Source organism: Aureibaculum sp. 2308TA14-22 (assembly GCF_040538665.1).
In the GTDB taxonomy this organism is placed as follows: Bacteria; Bacteroidota; Bacteroidia; order Flavobacteriales; family Flavobacteriaceae; genus Aureibaculum.
In genome coordinates this window covers 2,922,466-2,936,731 of record NZ_JBEWXT010000001.1, presented here as the reverse complement: position 1 = coordinate 2,936,731, position 14,266 = coordinate 2,922,466, and the positions used below count along the sequence as shown (strand labels likewise).

Sequence of the window (14,266 nt, the reverse complement as noted above, 5' to 3'; positions counted from 1 at the left end):
TCCATATTGGTTTTCCCACTTTATTATCAATGAAATTTTCTAATAATTTTAAAAATGAGAAAACAAATAATAACAATATTTACAGCATTGTGCTTATTGATTACTAGTGCAAACGCACAAGAAACCAACAGTCTGCTATGGAAAGTAGAAGGGGATAATATTCAAACTTCCTATATTTTTGGTACAATACATTTATTACCAAAAAAAGATTTTTCAATGCATCAAAAAGTAAAAGATGCTTTTGCCGAAACAGACGAAATCTACTTAGAGCTAGATATGGATAGTCCAGAAATGATGCAAGAAATGATGAAACAGATGATGATAGAAGAACAAGACCTTTTATCAAACCATGTAGATTCTACTGAGTATAAACTTTTAGATAATTATTTAAAAGAAAACGTAGGTTTAGGTTTTGCTCAATTTAACAGGTTTAAGCCGCTGTATATGTCCTCAACGATTATGACTTCAATGGTTGGAAAAAATGTTGCCAGTTATGAAGTTACATTTGTCGGTATGGCTAAAGAAGCAAAAAAAGAATTGAAGGGGTTGGAAAGCGTAGCAGATCAAATGTCTGTATTTGATAGTATTCCTTATGAAGAGCAGTTAGACGAATTAGTAGAGATGCTTAATGATCCTAAAGAGACTAAAGAGCTTTATGGAAAGATGGTAGAAAAGTATAAATCAGAAAATATTAATGATCTTTTTGATTACATGGATGATTTTTTTGATAATGATAAAGAAATGATTGATAAATTACTTTACAATAGAAATGAAAACTGGGTAAAAGAAATACCAAAAATTTCTAAAGACAAAAAAGTGTTTTATGCAGTGGGAGCAGGACATTTAGGTGGTGAAAAGGGAGTTATTCAACTACTAAAAAAAGAAGGTTATAAAGTGACACCAGTAATGGAGTAAAAAATAATAGATGATAAAGACCAATAGGATACTATTTCTGTTGGTCTTTTTTTTGCTATAATCATTTATAGAAATCGTTAAACCTTACCATTCCATTCCCCAAAAAATTGTTCCAAATAATCTTCCATAAATTTATGTCGCTTTTTAGCGAGTTTTTGCCCTGTTTTGGTGTTCATTTTGTCTTTTAGTAGCAATAATTTTTCATAAAAATGGTTGATTGTAGGAGCGGTTGACTTTTTATATTGCTCTTTGGTCATATTTAAATTGGGTTTAATGTCGGGATTGTAAATCTCCCTATTTTTAAAACCACCATAGTTAAAGCAACGTGCAATGCCAATGGCTCCAATAGCATCTAACCTGTCAGCATCTTGTACAATTTCTAACTCAATAGAAGTAAACCTATTTTGGGTTGTAGAAAGTGATGACTTAAAAGAAATATTCTCAATAATTTTAACTACATGCTCAATAATTAAGCTGTCTATATTCTGTTTAAAAAGAAATTCGCGTGCAATTTTTGGCCCAATAGTTTCATCACCTTTATGGAATTTGGCATCAGCAATATCATGCAATAAAGCCCCGAGGGCAACAATAAAATCATCTGCTTTTTCAGTTTTGGCAATCAATTTGGCATTGTTAAATACCCTTTCGGTATGAAACCAATCATGTCCTCCTTCTGCACCAATTAATTTTTCTTTCACAAAGTCAATTGTATTAGAAATAATTTGATTTTTATTCATACTGTATGTTAGAATATACTGTGGTTACAAGATTATCACAATTCTCAGCACCAAAATTGTAGAGTTCAGATTTTGGAATCAAATCAAATAAATTTTCTCTTATTTTAAGTTTAGCTCTGTGTAATCTAACCTTAACATTAGATTCAGATATTTTCAAACAGTCGGCAATATTCGAAATTGACATATCCTCTATTTCACGTAGAATATAAACTGTTTTGTATTTTGGTTCTAATTGATCTATAACTTTTTCTAACAATTCTTTAACCTCTTCTATAATAATTTTATTTTCTGGATTATTTTGTTGATGATTAAAGAGTTTTATGACTTGTTTATCAATTTCTTCAGTACCACTATCTTTTAAAGAAACCTGTTTGTTTTTTGCTTTTAATTTTGCTAACGATTCGTTAATTCCAATTCTAATTAACCAAGTGGAAAAAGAGGAATTACTTTTAAACTTTCCTAAATTTTCATAAGCTTTAAGATAGGTATTTTGCATAGCGTCTTGAATATCTTCATGTTTAAGGAGATAAGACCTAATAACTCTATATAATTTTAGATTATTTCTTCTCAATAATAGTTGATAAAGTGGTTTTTCACCACTCAATATTCGGTTAATAATATCGATATCGCTGATGTTTGAAAAATCTTCTGTTTTAACATATTTCATAGCTAATATTTAAATTTTTAACATTATGTTTGAAAAAAGGCAAAAATTTTGTAACCTTTTGGAGGAAAATTTATCTAAACGAATAGAATGTTTAATGATTGTTAATTTTTATTGCAATCTAAAAATAGTAAATAATATTAATTTAAACTCTAGAAATTATGAAAACCTTTTTTAAAATGTTAATGCTTATTGTAGTTTCACTATTTATTTATAGTTGCTCCAGCAGTAGTGAAGATGATATTATTGATCCAGGGGATAAAAAAATTACATATAATGCGAATGTAAAACCCATAATGAGTTCTAGTTGTACAGGTTGTCATGGAAATCCAACTTCTAATGGAGCCCCATTTTCATTAACTACTTATGATGAGGTAAAGGGTAGAGCAAATTCGGTACTTGCGGCTATGTCGGCTGGTAGGATGCCAAAATCAGGGAAATTACCTCAAGCAACTATAAATGTTATAGATCAGTGGATTAAAGATGGATTATTGGAAAAATAGAATATTAGTATTGGTAATTTTCTGTACTTTTTTCTCAACAAATATCTTGTTTGCACAGGATAAATACATTGATAAAAAAGGGCAAATTACTTTTGAGGCTTCTGAAAAAGCATTTGAAGAAGTTAAGGCGGTTAATAAATCTACCACAGTAATTTTAGATACGGAAACTGGTAAAATTGCTTCGGTAGCTCTTGTTAAAGAGTTTCGATTTAAAAATGCCTTAATGGAAGAGCATTTCAATGAAAATTATGTTGATTCAGATACGTATCCAAAGGCTAAATTTTCTGGTGATATAATTAATTTTAATTTAGAAGAATTATCTGAAGTTAGAAAAGATTTTAATCTAAAAGGGAGTTTAGAATTTCACGGTAAAGTGAAAGAGGTAAATTCAACAACTTCAATTTCTATGAATGATAATGTTATTTCATTAACAGGTAGTTTTGTAGTTACACCACAAGATTTTGAAATTGATATACCTAGTATTGTCCGTAATAAAATTACCAAGGAAGTTAATGTTAGTTTTGATTTTCAATTGAAAAAGAAATGAAACATAAAATAGTAGTTTTCATTTCAATTTTAATTATTGTGGCAGGAATTCTTACCTATAATTATATTTATAAAGAACATAGAAATATAGCGGAAGAAGAGGCTTTGTTTTCTGATAAGGCTTTGAATTTTCATTCTAATTTTGTTAAAAATACAGATAGATTTAACACAAAACATTTAGACAAAGTAGTTGAAATAGAAGGTAAAATAACCGAAATAGATGAAACCAGTTTAGTATTAGATGATAAGGTATATGTGTTGTTTAAAGATACTCTAAATGCTCAAATTATATTAAAGAGCACTCAAACTGTAAAAGGGAGATACGTTGGTTATGATGATTTATTAGAAGTGCTAAAAATTGATCAAGCTACTATTATAGATAAATAGAAACTAAACTTTATATAATGCAAAAACTACTACTATTTATATTTTTATTACCTGTATTATCCTTTTCTCAAGAAGATTTACTCGATGAGATTGATACTCTTGCTACAGACAACCAGTTTGAAAACGCAGCGTTTAAAGGATTAAAGATTGTTAATTTTGAATCGACAAAATTGGCGTATGACAAACAATTATATTTGGTGGTTTCGCACCGATTTGGTTCGGTAAAAACCGGGATTGAAGACTTTTTTGGATTAGACCAAGCGGTAACGCGATTAAACTTTATCTACGGAATAAGTGATGCGGTTAATATTGGAATCTCTAGAAGTTCATATCAAAGAACTTATGAAGGGTCGTTAAAATACAGGCTGGTCAGGCAAAAAAATAATGGATTTCCCTTTACCATTGTTGGTTATAATAGTATGACTGTAAATACTAGTTTAAGTAAGGATGTTTTCCCGAGATTAGAATTTAAGCACCGATTAGCTTATGTCTCTCAAGTATTAATTTCAAGAAAACTTAACAATAATTTTTCTTTGCAGCTAATGCCAACTTTTTTTTACGAAAATTTAGTAAAAATTGACGGGCAAAGTAATTCACAATATGTTTTGGGTCTAGGCGGAAGACATAAATTAACCAAAAGATGGTCTGTTAATATAGATTACGGACTCCATTTAAACAGGATAGAAAACGCTCCTTTTAAGAATCCCTTATCTATAGGTTTTGATTTGGAAACTGGAGGACATGTGTTCCAATTACATTTTACGAACGCACAACCTATGAATGCCAATGGGTTTTTAGGAGAGGGTATAGGCGATTGGGGTGAGGGAGATGTCTTTTTTGGGTTTAACCTTTCAAGAGTATTTTAATCTAAAAAACCTGTTTCAACTACTTAATTGCTGGCTCTACCCATTTAAACTGAAATGAGTTTTCAGGAATTTTTATACGCTCAGCCAAACGCAACATTCTTGCAGGAAGACGGACTAAATAATCCCGTGCTTTTTCAGCTTCATCAGAAAGGTTAGTAATTTTTTCTATTTCCCATCGCTTTATCAGTTTATCCAAAATATCAACATAATCTAATGATGTATAGACACCAATACGTTGTGCAGTATTAGAAAATTCTTCAAAAGCTGTACTTATTTTTTCTCCGGATTCTCTTAAAAATTGAGCAGGCATAACAATTTTTCGCTTCATCATATATTCAAAGGCCATCATCATTTGACTAGGGTCAACTTTAAAAATTCGCTCCACAAAATCCGCATACGCATTGTGATGACGCATTTCATCGCCTGAAATAATACGGCACATTTTTGCCAATTGCTTGTTGCCTTTCTTTTTAGCGATTTTTGCCACACGATTGTGAGACACATAAGTTGCCAATTCTTGAAAACTGGTATATACAAAGTTTTTATAAGGATCTCTATCGGTGCCAATGTCAAAACCATCAGTAATTAAATGTTGTGTGGTTATTTCAATTTCTCTCATATTTACCCTTCCTGACAGGTAAAGGTATTTGTTTAAAACATCTCCATGACGGTTTTCTTCTCCAGTCCATTGACGTACCCATTTTCCCCAAGGATTTGTTTCAACTTGATCTACACCTTCAACATCCATTAGCCAAGATTCGTAAGTTGGTAAAGCCTCTTCTGTAATCATGTCACCGACCAAAACTACCCAGAAATCATAAGGTAATTCTTTAGCCAATTCACGAATTTCTGTAACTTCATCAAAAAAAGTATCACTTTCAGAATCTGGTAAAAAATCAGAAGGTTGCCAAATAGTATCTATAGGAATTAAATATTTTTGAATAAGAGCATCAACGTCTTTTTCCAAAAACTGCATTACTTCTAATCTTTTATTTTTTAATGACATTAACTGTTTTTTTGAGATGAACACCATTCTTAATGGTGGTTTCAATTTGATTTAATAAGGCTTCACTATCCGTAAAGGTAGCAATTTTTACTGGTTTATGTACAGTAAAAGTCATATGCGTGCCAATGCCCATAGGAAATTTTCCATAACGTACTGTTTTCCAAGAATTATTGATAGAAATTGGTACAACGGTAGCGTTAGGTATTTCTTTAAACAGAGTTAGTAGTCCTCTTTTTTGAAAGTCTTTTGGCACACCATTTTTACTTCTTGTGCCTTCTGGAAAAATGACTGCGGCCCAATTATTATTTTTTACAGATGATGCAAATTCCTTTATTGCCGTAATGGCTTGTCTTGGATCTTTTCTATCAATCAAAGCTGAACCTCCATGTCGTAAATTATAAGATACGCTCGGTATGCCCTTGCCCAATTCAACTTTACTAATAAATTTAGGATGATGCTTACGCATGTACCATATTATTGGTGAAATATCGTACATGCTCTGATGATTTGAAACTATTATTAAAGGCTGATTATTTTCTATATTATGCGGATTAGTAAAAGTAAAACGTGTACCTAAAATATTAAGACATCGTAATAAAAAAAATTGAAAAACATCAACACTTTTCTTTAAACCGGTGTAACCAAATACGTTATTGCTAATCCATAAAATAGGATGGAATAGAACCAGTGTTAATCCAAAACAGAGGTAATATAAAACAGATAATGGATAGGCTAGAAGTTTTTGCATTTTTGTAAATAAAAATCCCTCTTCTTTAAGGGAAGAGGGTTGGTCTTAAAAAGTTTAACAAAACTCCTGATAAGCTCCTGCTAAGTTTTCAGCAATCATTTCGGCTGATCTGCCTTCAATGTGATGACGCTCTAACATGTGCACCAATTCACCATCCTTAAATAATGCAACAGCTGGAGAAGATGGAGGGAAAGGAACCATGTGTTCTCTTGCTTTATTAACAGCTTCAACATCATTTCCGGCAAATACCGTAGTTAAATGGTCTGGCTTCTTATCTCCTTGTATGGATAAAATTGTTCCTGGTCTTGCGGTACCTGCAGCACAACCACAAACAGAATTTACCATTACTAAAGTTGTCCCTTTTTCATTTAATATAGTGTCAACTTGGTCTGCTGATTTTAATTCTTGAAAACCTGCATCTACTAATTGTTGACGCATTGGTTTTACTATTTCTTCTGGATACATAATCTTTTCTTTTAAAATTTGAATTGCAAAGATAATGATTATTAAGAATAGTTCTAAGATAAATGTATCTTTGAATTTTATAACAAATTATTTTTATGGCGAGTTTTTCAAAATGGATTGGTGCAACACTTGGATGGTCTTTGGGCGGACCTATTGGTGGGATTTTAGGTTTTATTGTGGGTAGTTTAGTTGATGGATTTACTGATGTGGACATTAATACCATGGGGCAAAATCCAAGACAATCTTCGCGAACAGAAGCGGGCGATTTTGAAATCAGTTTATTGGTTTTGGCTGCCGTGGTAATTAAAGCCGATGGTAGGTCTAGTAAAAAAGAATTGGATTATGTACGTGATAATTTTATTAGAATGTACGGAAAACAAAGAGCTAATAACGCATTTAAACTGTTTAACGAAATACGAAAAAAAGGAACGATACCTACGCGACAGGTCTGTATTCAGATAAGGCAACACATGACACATGCCTCTCGATTACAATTGTTACATTTTCTGTTCGGAATTGCAAAATCAGACGGTGCGGTTAGTCAGACAGAAAGCGATGCTATAAAACGAATCTCGGTCTATTTATATATCAGTAATCGTGATTTTGAATCAATAAGGGCAATGTTTTATGGTGCTTCTTCTTCATCGTCCGGAGCTTCATATAGCAGTAGTACCGCTTATAAAATTTTGGAAATAACAAAATCAGCTACTAATGATGAGGTTAAAAAAGCCTATCGAAAAATGGTAAAAAAGCATCATCCTGATAAATTAAGACATTTAGGTGAAGAACATCAGAAAGGTGCTGAAGAAAAATTTAGGCAAATACAAAAAGCTTATGAGCAAATACAGGCGGAACGAGGAATGTAATTTTTTATAAGTATAAACTCAAAGGTTGTGGTCCAGCCAAAATTGTTTTTACAATGGTATTTTCTCCATTCTCATCTTGTTCAAAATGCCATTTTACCATAACTATTTCTAGATTTTCAATTTCTAAACCAATAATGGAATTTGGATGTACACAACTACCGTCATTAAAATAAGGCAATAGCCCTGGATCAGGAAAACGGGGTCTGTGCGTATGCCCGGCAATAACCATTTGATTATTGTTTTTTAACATCCAATCTTTTAGTTTTTTCTCAATTCTGTTGAGTGTAATATTATTTTTTGCGGGACTGGTTGGATCTTTTATTGTAAACCATTTTTGTAAAGGCATCCATAAATAGCGTACAAAAAACCGGCTGACTTTCCAAAACCTATAGTTGAACCAGTCTGCCTGATGCCCATGAATCAAAAATATTTTTTTATCTGTATTTTCAATCTGTAACAACATACTTTCATGATATTCTAAATTAAAAAGACGCTCTTTTTCTTCAATATTTTTGGGTGGAAAAACTTCGTATAACATTTTTTCTACCGTTAATGGGTCGCCAAATATCATATCGTGGTTGCCCCAAAGTAAATACAAACGATTATCGTCATAAAACAATTTTAGCAACTCAAAAGTACTTTTATGGGCTTTGTAAATGGGTTCAAAGGAGTAATTTTCCCAAAGCTCTATGCCGTCGCCCAATTCAATATAGGTGAAGTTTTTTTGATAATACTCTTGTATGGCATGTTGGTAAATGACCATATTATGCAAAAAATCATCTGCATAGCTATTATCGCCTTTATGCACATCACTAAAAAGTATAATTTTAGAATCTTTGTTTATAGTTAAAGGCTTCGCATTTTTAAAAGCGTTATCAAGAATAGAGTGCATCATACAACCATAAATATATGCGAAATTACTTTATTTTAACTATCCAAACATCCTTTTTTCCTTTGTTTGAAGAGATATCTTTGTCAGTACTTTCAGTTTCACCAACAACAACTATTTTTTGATCCAAAGTTGCAATGATACCATAGGCAAAATCTAAACCAGAGCCACCTAAAGATTTTTCAAAAAGTAAATTGCCCACTTCATCAATTTTTATAATCCAGAAGTCATTTTCACCATTATTTTTGATAACATCTCCATCACTGCTTTTAGAATTTCCGGCAATAAGATATGAGCTGAAAATAGTATGAGCTTTTGCAATATCAAAAGGGGCATCAAATGAAGATCCTCCGTATGATTTTTCCCAAAGCAGATCTCCGCTTTCATTTATTTTAATCACCCAAAAATCTGAATTCCCTTTACTTGACGAAATATTACCATCATCAGAAATTGCGGAACCAACGATAATGTAATTACCATCAACGGTAGCAATAGCCCCGTAAGCATCATCTATACCTGAACCTCCATATGTTTTTTGCCAAAGCATTTCGCCTTTAGTATTAATTTTGATAACCCAAAAATCGTAACTACCATTACTGTTACTAATATCAAAATCATCACTTTCGGTTGAACCAACTAAAAGAAAATTTCCGTCATGAGCTTGTAAAACTTTATAAATACGATCATTGTTAGATCCACCAAAATACCTACGCCATTCTAAATTGCCTTTATCATCTAATTTTTGAGCCCAAAATTCTCCAACTCCATGTTTTGTATTTACAGTTTCGTTGCCCAAACCATTAGAGCCGTCAACATCCAAATATCCACCAATAAAATAGCCACCATCTTCGGTTTGAAATAAAGAATGGCTATGGTCATGGCCAGCAAAACCGTAAGATTTTTCCCACTGGATGGATCCACTTGCGTCTAACTTTACCAACCAATGATCGTGTTGCCCTTGGTTATTAGAACCATCACCGTCTGCACTTTTACTTGGCCCAGTAATGGCATATCCACCATCTAAAGTTTGAATAATTGCTCTACCTTTGTCGTCACCGCTGCCACCATAAGTTCTATTCCATTCAATAGTACCATTTTTGTCCAATTTTAATACCCAAAAATCATTTTCTTCGTTGGTTTTATCGACAATGTCTCCATTAATGCTATTGGTATAGCCGATAACAGCATATCCGCCATCGTTGGTTTCAATGACACCTCTAGCAACATCATCACCTGAGCCACCAAAGGTTTTTTGCCATTCAATTTTTCCGGATAATGATGATATAGGCAATTCAGAATTTGTTGTGCAGCTGAGCCAAATAAAACTTAGGAAAATAGAAGAGAATATAATTCGATATTTTTTGAATGCTAACATTAAAATGGTTTACTTTTTTTTGATGATAAATAACCCACTTTCGATATCACTAACTATAATTTTACCACTTTCTAAATACGGAAATACATTCCATGCTCCGCTAAAGGCGGCGTTGTCATTTGCAGGATAGGTGTCAAAATATCCCACTTCGTTAAGTGTGCTATTTTCGATGTCAGAAATATCAATAAATCGAACTCCTGCGGTATAGTTGGCTAAATAGAAAACATTATTTTTTGTATAACCGTTATGGTCTATTGCAGGGGTTGGCCCGGTGTATGTAGTTTTTAATTTAGGGTTATCTAAGTCGGTAAAATCAAATACTAAGGTTCTTGAATTAAACCCAAAATTTCGTTCATCCAATTCATCACCCAAGATAAAATACTGATGATTTTCAGTAAACCAACCTTGGTGCGTATAGCCAACATTGGCATAAGAAATTTTTGAAATATTTTTTGGATTTGATTTGTCTGTTATATCTACTATAACCACTTCATTTTCATTGCTACCGACTAAAATTTCTTTACCTATATGCTCTGTATCAGTTCCTTTATAGGTTACCACCTGGGCGTCATGACTGTAATTATCCATTGCGTAACCACCTTCATCAATTGGAGAGGTAGGATTTTGAATATTTATAAACAATGGACCACCTAAATAGGGTCCAGTTCTGCTAGTACCTACGGGATATGCATAACCAGTAGCTTCATTAATTACCATATTGTGTGCATTACCAAAACCAGTATAATGGTTATCTGCTGCAAAAGTTTTAGGAGGACTGTCAACGTTTCTCAATTTTGATAAATCGAAAACTTGCATGCCATGGCCTTGAGCTTCACTAACAATAAAAGCATGATTATTATAGACTTTTATATCTCGCCAAGAGCTGTTTTGAGTTGCAGTTGGTAATTTACCCAAGTAGATTGCTTCATTGGCATTAGTTATATCAATAAATGCGGTACCATTATCAAGTCCTATAATTGCATATTCTTTATCAGTTTCAGGATCTTTCCAACCCCAAGAATCATTAGCAGATTCTGCATGTAAATAACTCAATGGAATATGCTGAAGCAAGTCATAATTATTACATGGGTAGATATCAGCCATTCCTCCAGTACAAGGAGTTGTTTTAAAAGTAAAAGCGGTATCACAAGCATCTCCTATTCCATCTCCATCTATGTCATTTTGATTTGAATTTGCAGATGTTAAACAATTATCATTACTATCAAGAATTCCATCCTTGTCAGAATCAGTTTTTGATAAATCTTCCATGGGTTCATTAGATGTACTACAACTAAAGGTGAAAAATGCAACTATTGTGATACTTAAAAATGTAATTATTTTTTTCTTTGAAACCATAAATAGGATATAAGTAATTTTAGTTATCAAAAACCATGCAATGTTTTTATAAATAATTGTAACCGCTTGAGTTTAGAACAAATGTAGTTAAATATTCAAAATTAGCCGGAATCTCAATTATTAGATTATTCTGTTGGATTCGTTATTAAGTCGGCGTGTTTTTTCTAGTTAAAAAAAATCAACTTATTTTTACCAATTAAATAGAATTAGATGCAAAAGATAGTATACTTTTTTGGTATATGCTTATTATTGTTTTCTTGTACAAGTGTAAAAACGTACAATGAACAGATTGCAGTAAATCATTCCGTACGCAGTTTAAAAAAGGATGTTGATGTTGCTTATAAAAGGCTGAAAAAGCTGCACCCAAGGTTATATCAATACATATCAAAACCTAAATTAGAATCTAAATTCGATAGTTTAAAAAAAACTATTGTTAAACCTTTATCCAGTCAACAATTTTATGAAAAACTGGCACCAGTTATTGCTGAGGTAAGACAAGGTCACATTTCGGTTAACCCTCCTCTTAAACGTTTCAATAATAAAGAAAGAAAATTACTCAATAAAAAAAAGTTTGAGTTTTATGAATTAGATTTTGAATTTTTAAATGATAATTTATGGATTGTAAATACTAGAGGTGCTGATTCCATCTTAGTAGGCAGTAAAACCCTCAAAATTGATGGTGAAAATGTTGATAAATTATTCAATAAGTATAAAAAGTTATTCTCTTCTGATGGATACAATTCAACCTTTCAAAATAGAATTGTAGCTTCTCGGTTTTCAGGTTTTTATTATAGAGATAAAGGGTTTGTGGATAGTTTGTCGCTGACTTTAAAAAAAGGAGATTCATTATTTACGAAAGTCTTAAGAAGAATTCCAAAAGACTCGGTTCCAGGAAAAATTAAAATAGATTCCCTACATAAAAAACCAAAAAAACTTACTGAGTCAGAAAAGAAAGAGCAAAAGCTCAAAGAGAAACAGAAAAGGGAAAAAGATTACATTTATGGATATGAAAAAGCTAGAGATAGATATACCAGAAACTTTAATTTTATAGGTAAAGATAGCAGTGTAGCTATTATGAAAATAAGAGGTTTTGGAAATGGTAACTATAAGAAGTTTTATCAAAAAAGTTTTGTTGTTATGGATTCCGCTAAAACGGAATATCTAATATTAGATTTAAGGGACAATACAGGTGGTAGACTTGATGAAATTGATAAACTATACTCATATCTAACTAATAAAAACTACCAGTTAATTGAAAAAGCAGAAGTACTAACACGCCAACCTTTTTTAACCTCTATGCTGTCTAAAAACAATCCTACATTCATAAAAATAGGAGCAACGTTGCTATCACCTTTTATGGCTATACATAATTTGTTTAAATCTGGGAAAAAGGATGGAAAAAAATATTATTCGTTTTCTAGTTCTAAACTTAAAAAACCAAATCCGTTAAATTTTAAAGGAGAAATTTATGTATTGATTAATGGAGCCTCGTTTTCCGCTTCATCTATATTATCTACAAATTTACATGCTAATAAAAGAGCTACTTTTGTTGGAGAAGAAACAGGCGGTGCTTATAACGGAACAGTTGCAGGATTATTTAAATACATTGAATTGCCAAACTCAAAAGTAAAAATGAATATCGGTTTAGCTCAAATTGAAGCACCATATTCTACCAATCCTGATGGTTATGGAATAAAGCCCGATGTACAGATTATTCCTACTATTGAAGATAGATTACATAATATTGACCCAGAACTGGAATGGGTGCTAGAGGATATAGAAAATAAAAAGAACGATAAATAAGAATTGCCATTCTGGAAAAGAAGGAATCTTAAAAAAGTATTCAAATTAATGAGATTCATCGTGCCTCGGAATGACAGGTTAACAAATAATAATGCTAGAAGATAAAAACGAACAAAGAACTTCATTAGCTGAACTAGGCGAGTTTGGTTTGATAAAACATTTAACTAATCAGGTTAAATTGACACATAAGTCATCCATAAAAGGTGTCGGTGATGATGCCGCCGTACTAGAGTTTAAAGACAAACAAGTTTTGGTAACTACTGATTTATTGGTAGAAGGTGTGCATTTTGACTTATCGTATATGCCTTTAAAACACTTGGGTTACAAGGCTGTAATGGTTAATTTATCGGATGTGTTTGCAATGAACGGTACCGCAACTCAGATAACCGTTTCGTTGGCAGTTTCCAACCGTTTTCCTTTAGAGGCCATTGAAGAACTGTATGCGGGAATTCATTTAGCCTGTAAAATTTATAATGTTGATTTGATCGGTGGAGATACAAGTTCTTCTACCAAAGGATTATTGATTAGTGTAACTGCATTGGGCAAAGCTTCTAAAGAAGATATTGTATATAGAAATGGAGCAAAACCTAACGATTTAATAGTAGTTACTGGAGATTTAGGAGCTGCTTATTTAGGCCTACAAGTGTTGGAGCGTGAAAAGCAAGTTTTTCAAGCAAATCCGAATGCACAACCTGAATTGGATAATTATACCTATTTAGTTGAACGGCAATTAAAGCCAGAAGCTAGAAAAGACATTCCGAATTTATTAAAAGAATTAGATGTAAAACCAACGGCTATGATTGATATTAGCGATGGGTTGTCATCTGAAATCATTCACATTTGTAGTCAAAGTGATGCGGGATGCAATTTGTTTGAGGATAAAATTCCGTTAGACCCACAAGTAATTTCTACCTGTGAAGAATTTAATTTGGATAGCACAACAGTTGCGTTAAGTGGAGGAGAGGATTATGAATTGTTGTTTACTGTTAGCTTAGACGATTTTGATAAGATAAAAGGGAATCCCAATTTGACGGTTATCGGCCACATAACCGAAAAAAACGAAGGTATGCACTTGATAACCAGGGGCGATCAAAAAGTGGAACTGACCGCTCAGGGGTGGAATGCAATGAAGTAATCTCT

General features: G+C 32.4%; 16 protein-coding genes. 8 read left to right on the top strand and 8 right to left on the bottom strand.

The annotated features are described in order from the left end of the window. The first annotated feature begins 54 nt into the window (after window positions 1-54). On the top strand, window positions 55-915 hold the full coding sequence (locus U5A88_RS13175; RefSeq protein WP_354207170.1) for a TraB/GumN family protein: 861 nt from the start codon (window positions 55-57) through the stop codon (window positions 913-915). Between the two features lie 77 nt (window positions 916-992). Here U5A88_RS13175 and U5A88_RS13170 read toward each other — a convergent pair whose 3' ends face one another. Then, window positions 993-1,652: an HD domain-containing protein gene (locus tag U5A88_RS13170; protein ID WP_354207168.1), complete on the bottom strand. Its 660-nt coding sequence runs from the start codon at window positions 1,650-1,652 to the stop codon at window positions 993-995. Further along, window positions 1,645-2,319 carry an RNA polymerase sigma factor gene (locus tag U5A88_RS13165; RefSeq protein WP_354207166.1) on the bottom strand — a complete coding sequence of 225 codons (675 nt, stop codon included), beginning with the start codon at window positions 2,317-2,319 and terminating at the stop codon, window positions 1,645-1,647. Before U5A88_RS13165 ends, U5A88_RS13170 begins: the two co-directional genes overlap by 8 nt. 158 nt (window positions 2,320-2,477) lie before the next feature. On the opposite strand from U5A88_RS13165, the gene U5A88_RS13160 reads away from it, so the two are divergent. The 4 genes from U5A88_RS13160 to U5A88_RS13145 are packed head-to-tail and all read left to right on the top strand — an operon-like array spanning window position 2,478 to window position 4,618. After that, window positions 2,478-2,819 (top strand): hypothetical protein, encoded by a 342-nt coding sequence (locus tag U5A88_RS13160; protein ID WP_354207164.1) that lies wholly within the window; start codon window positions 2,478-2,480, stop codon window positions 2,817-2,819. Continuing rightward, window positions 2,800-3,366 (top strand): YceI family protein, encoded by a 567-nt coding sequence (locus U5A88_RS13155; RefSeq protein ID WP_354207162.1) that lies wholly within the window; start codon window positions 2,800-2,802, stop codon window positions 3,364-3,366. The genes U5A88_RS13160 and U5A88_RS13155 overlap by 20 nt, the downstream gene beginning before the upstream one ends. Further along, on the top strand, window positions 3,363-3,752 hold the full coding sequence (locus U5A88_RS13150; protein ID WP_354207160.1) for an OB-fold protein: 390 nt from the start codon (window positions 3,363-3,365) through the stop codon (window positions 3,750-3,752). The genes U5A88_RS13155 and U5A88_RS13150 overlap by 4 nt, the downstream gene beginning before the upstream one ends. Window positions 3,753-3,769: 17 nt before the next feature. Next, window positions 3,770-4,618: a DUF5777 family beta-barrel protein gene (locus U5A88_RS13145; protein ID WP_354207158.1), complete on the top strand. Its 849-nt coding sequence runs from the start codon at window positions 3,770-3,772 to the stop codon at window positions 4,616-4,618. Between the two features lie 19 nt (window positions 4,619-4,637). On the opposite strand, the gene U5A88_RS13140 is transcribed toward U5A88_RS13145, so the two are convergent. Genes U5A88_RS13140 through U5A88_RS13130 form a run of 3 tightly spaced genes read right to left on the bottom strand, consistent with a single transcriptional unit; the run spans window position 4,638 to window position 6,837 of the window. After that, window positions 4,638-5,624, bottom strand: coding sequence for an acyl-ACP desaturase (locus U5A88_RS13140; RefSeq protein WP_354207156.1), 987 nt, complete (start codon window positions 5,622-5,624; stop codon window positions 4,638-4,640). Then, window positions 5,608-6,372, bottom strand: a complete 765-nt coding sequence (locus U5A88_RS13135; RefSeq protein WP_354207154.1) for a lysophospholipid acyltransferase family protein — start codon at window positions 6,370-6,372, stop codon at window positions 5,608-5,610. Before U5A88_RS13135 ends, U5A88_RS13140 begins: the two co-directional genes overlap by 17 nt. Window positions 6,373-6,426: 54 nt before the next feature. After that, window positions 6,427-6,837, bottom strand: a complete 411-nt coding sequence (locus tag U5A88_RS13130; RefSeq protein WP_354207152.1) for a BrxA/BrxB family bacilliredoxin — start codon at window positions 6,835-6,837, stop codon at window positions 6,427-6,429. Window positions 6,838-6,932: 95 nt separating this feature from the next. Between U5A88_RS13130 and U5A88_RS13125 the strand changes: the two genes are divergently transcribed. Then, on the top strand, window positions 6,933-7,703 hold the full coding sequence (locus U5A88_RS13125; protein WP_354207150.1) for a molecular chaperone DjiA: 771 nt from the start codon (window positions 6,933-6,935) through the stop codon (window positions 7,701-7,703). A 4-nt stretch (window positions 7,704-7,707) separates the two neighbouring features. Here U5A88_RS13125 and U5A88_RS13120 read toward each other — a convergent pair whose 3' ends face one another. The 3 genes from U5A88_RS13120 to U5A88_RS13110 all read right to left on the bottom strand — a co-directional run bounded on the left by U5A88_RS13120 (window position 7,708) and on the right by U5A88_RS13110 (window position 11,236). Next, window positions 7,708-8,598, bottom strand: a complete 891-nt coding sequence (locus tag U5A88_RS13120) for a metallophosphoesterase (protein WP_354207148.1) — start codon at window positions 8,596-8,598, stop codon at window positions 7,708-7,710. 22 nt (window positions 8,599-8,620) lie between these two features. Further along, the gene (locus tag U5A88_RS13115; RefSeq protein ID WP_354207146.1) at window positions 8,621-9,883 is read right to left on the bottom strand and encodes a hypothetical protein; all 1,263 of its coding nucleotides are present in this window, start codon (window positions 9,881-9,883) and stop codon (window positions 8,621-8,623) included. A 93-nt stretch (window positions 9,884-9,976) separates the two neighbouring features. Further along, a complete protein-coding gene (locus U5A88_RS13110) occupies window positions 9,977-11,236 on the bottom strand; it encodes a choice-of-anchor B family protein (RefSeq protein WP_354207144.1) in 1,260 nt (419 codons plus the stop codon). A 297-nt stretch (window positions 11,237-11,533) separates the two neighbouring features. On the opposite strand from U5A88_RS13110, the gene U5A88_RS13105 reads away from it, so the two are divergent. After that, window positions 11,534-13,126, top strand: coding sequence for a S41 family peptidase (locus tag U5A88_RS13105; RefSeq protein WP_354207143.1), 1,593 nt, complete (start codon window positions 11,534-11,536; stop codon window positions 13,124-13,126). A 91-nt stretch (window positions 13,127-13,217) separates the two neighbouring features. Next, window positions 13,218-14,261 carry a thiamine-phosphate kinase gene (thiL, locus tag U5A88_RS13100; RefSeq protein ID WP_354207142.1) on the top strand — a complete coding sequence of 348 codons (1,044 nt, stop codon included), beginning with the start codon at window positions 13,218-13,220 and terminating at the stop codon, window positions 14,259-14,261. Window positions 14,262-14,266 lie beyond the last annotated feature (5 nt).

Excerpts from the sequence above, each read along its gene's own strand:
- U5A88_RS13165 (WP_354207166.1), bottom strand. The coding sequence starts at position 2,319 with ATGAAATATGTTAAAACAGAAGATTTTTCAAACATCAGCGATATCGAT.
- U5A88_RS13105 (WP_354207143.1), top strand. The coding sequence starts at position 11,534 with ATGCAAAAGATAGTATACTTTTTTGGTATATGCTTATTATTGTTTTCT.
- U5A88_RS13110 (WP_354207144.1), bottom strand. The coding sequence starts at position 11,236 with ATGGAAGATTTATCAAAAACTGATTCTGACAAGGATGGAATTCTTGAT.
- U5A88_RS13125 (WP_354207150.1), top strand. The coding sequence starts at position 6,933 with ATGGCGAGTTTTTCAAAATGGATTGGTGCAACACTTGGATGGTCTTTG.
- U5A88_RS13160 (WP_354207164.1), top strand. The coding sequence starts at position 2,478 with ATGAAAACCTTTTTTAAAATGTTAATGCTTATTGTAGTTTCACTATTT.
- U5A88_RS13145 (WP_354207158.1), top strand. The coding sequence starts at position 3,770 with ATGCAAAAACTACTACTATTTATATTTTTATTACCTGTATTATCCTTT.
- U5A88_RS13155 (WP_354207162.1), top strand. The coding sequence starts at position 2,800 with ATGGATTATTGGAAAAATAGAATATTAGTATTGGTAATTTTCTGTACT.
- thiL (WP_354207142.1), top strand. The coding sequence starts at position 13,218 with ATGCTAGAAGATAAAAACGAACAAAGAACTTCATTAGCTGAACTAGGC.
- U5A88_RS13120 (WP_354207148.1), bottom strand. The coding sequence starts at position 8,598 with ATGATGCACTCTATTCTTGATAACGCTTTTAAAAATGCGAAGCCTTTA.
- U5A88_RS13130 (WP_354207152.1), bottom strand. The coding sequence starts at position 6,837 with ATGTATCCAGAAGAAATAGTAAAACCAATGCGTCAACAATTAGTAGAT.
- U5A88_RS13135 (WP_354207154.1), bottom strand. The coding sequence starts at position 6,372 with ATGCAAAAACTTCTAGCCTATCCATTATCTGTTTTATATTACCTCTGT.
- U5A88_RS13175 (WP_354207170.1), top strand. The coding sequence starts at position 55 with ATGAGAAAACAAATAATAACAATATTTACAGCATTGTGCTTATTGATT.
- U5A88_RS13140 (WP_354207156.1), bottom strand. The coding sequence starts at position 5,624 with ATGTCATTAAAAAATAAAAGATTAGAAGTAATGCAGTTTTTGGAAAAA.
- U5A88_RS13150 (WP_354207160.1), top strand. The coding sequence starts at position 3,363 with ATGAAACATAAAATAGTAGTTTTCATTTCAATTTTAATTATTGTGGCA.
- U5A88_RS13170 (WP_354207168.1), bottom strand. The coding sequence starts at position 1,652 with ATGAATAAAAATCAAATTATTTCTAATACAATTGACTTTGTGAAAGAA.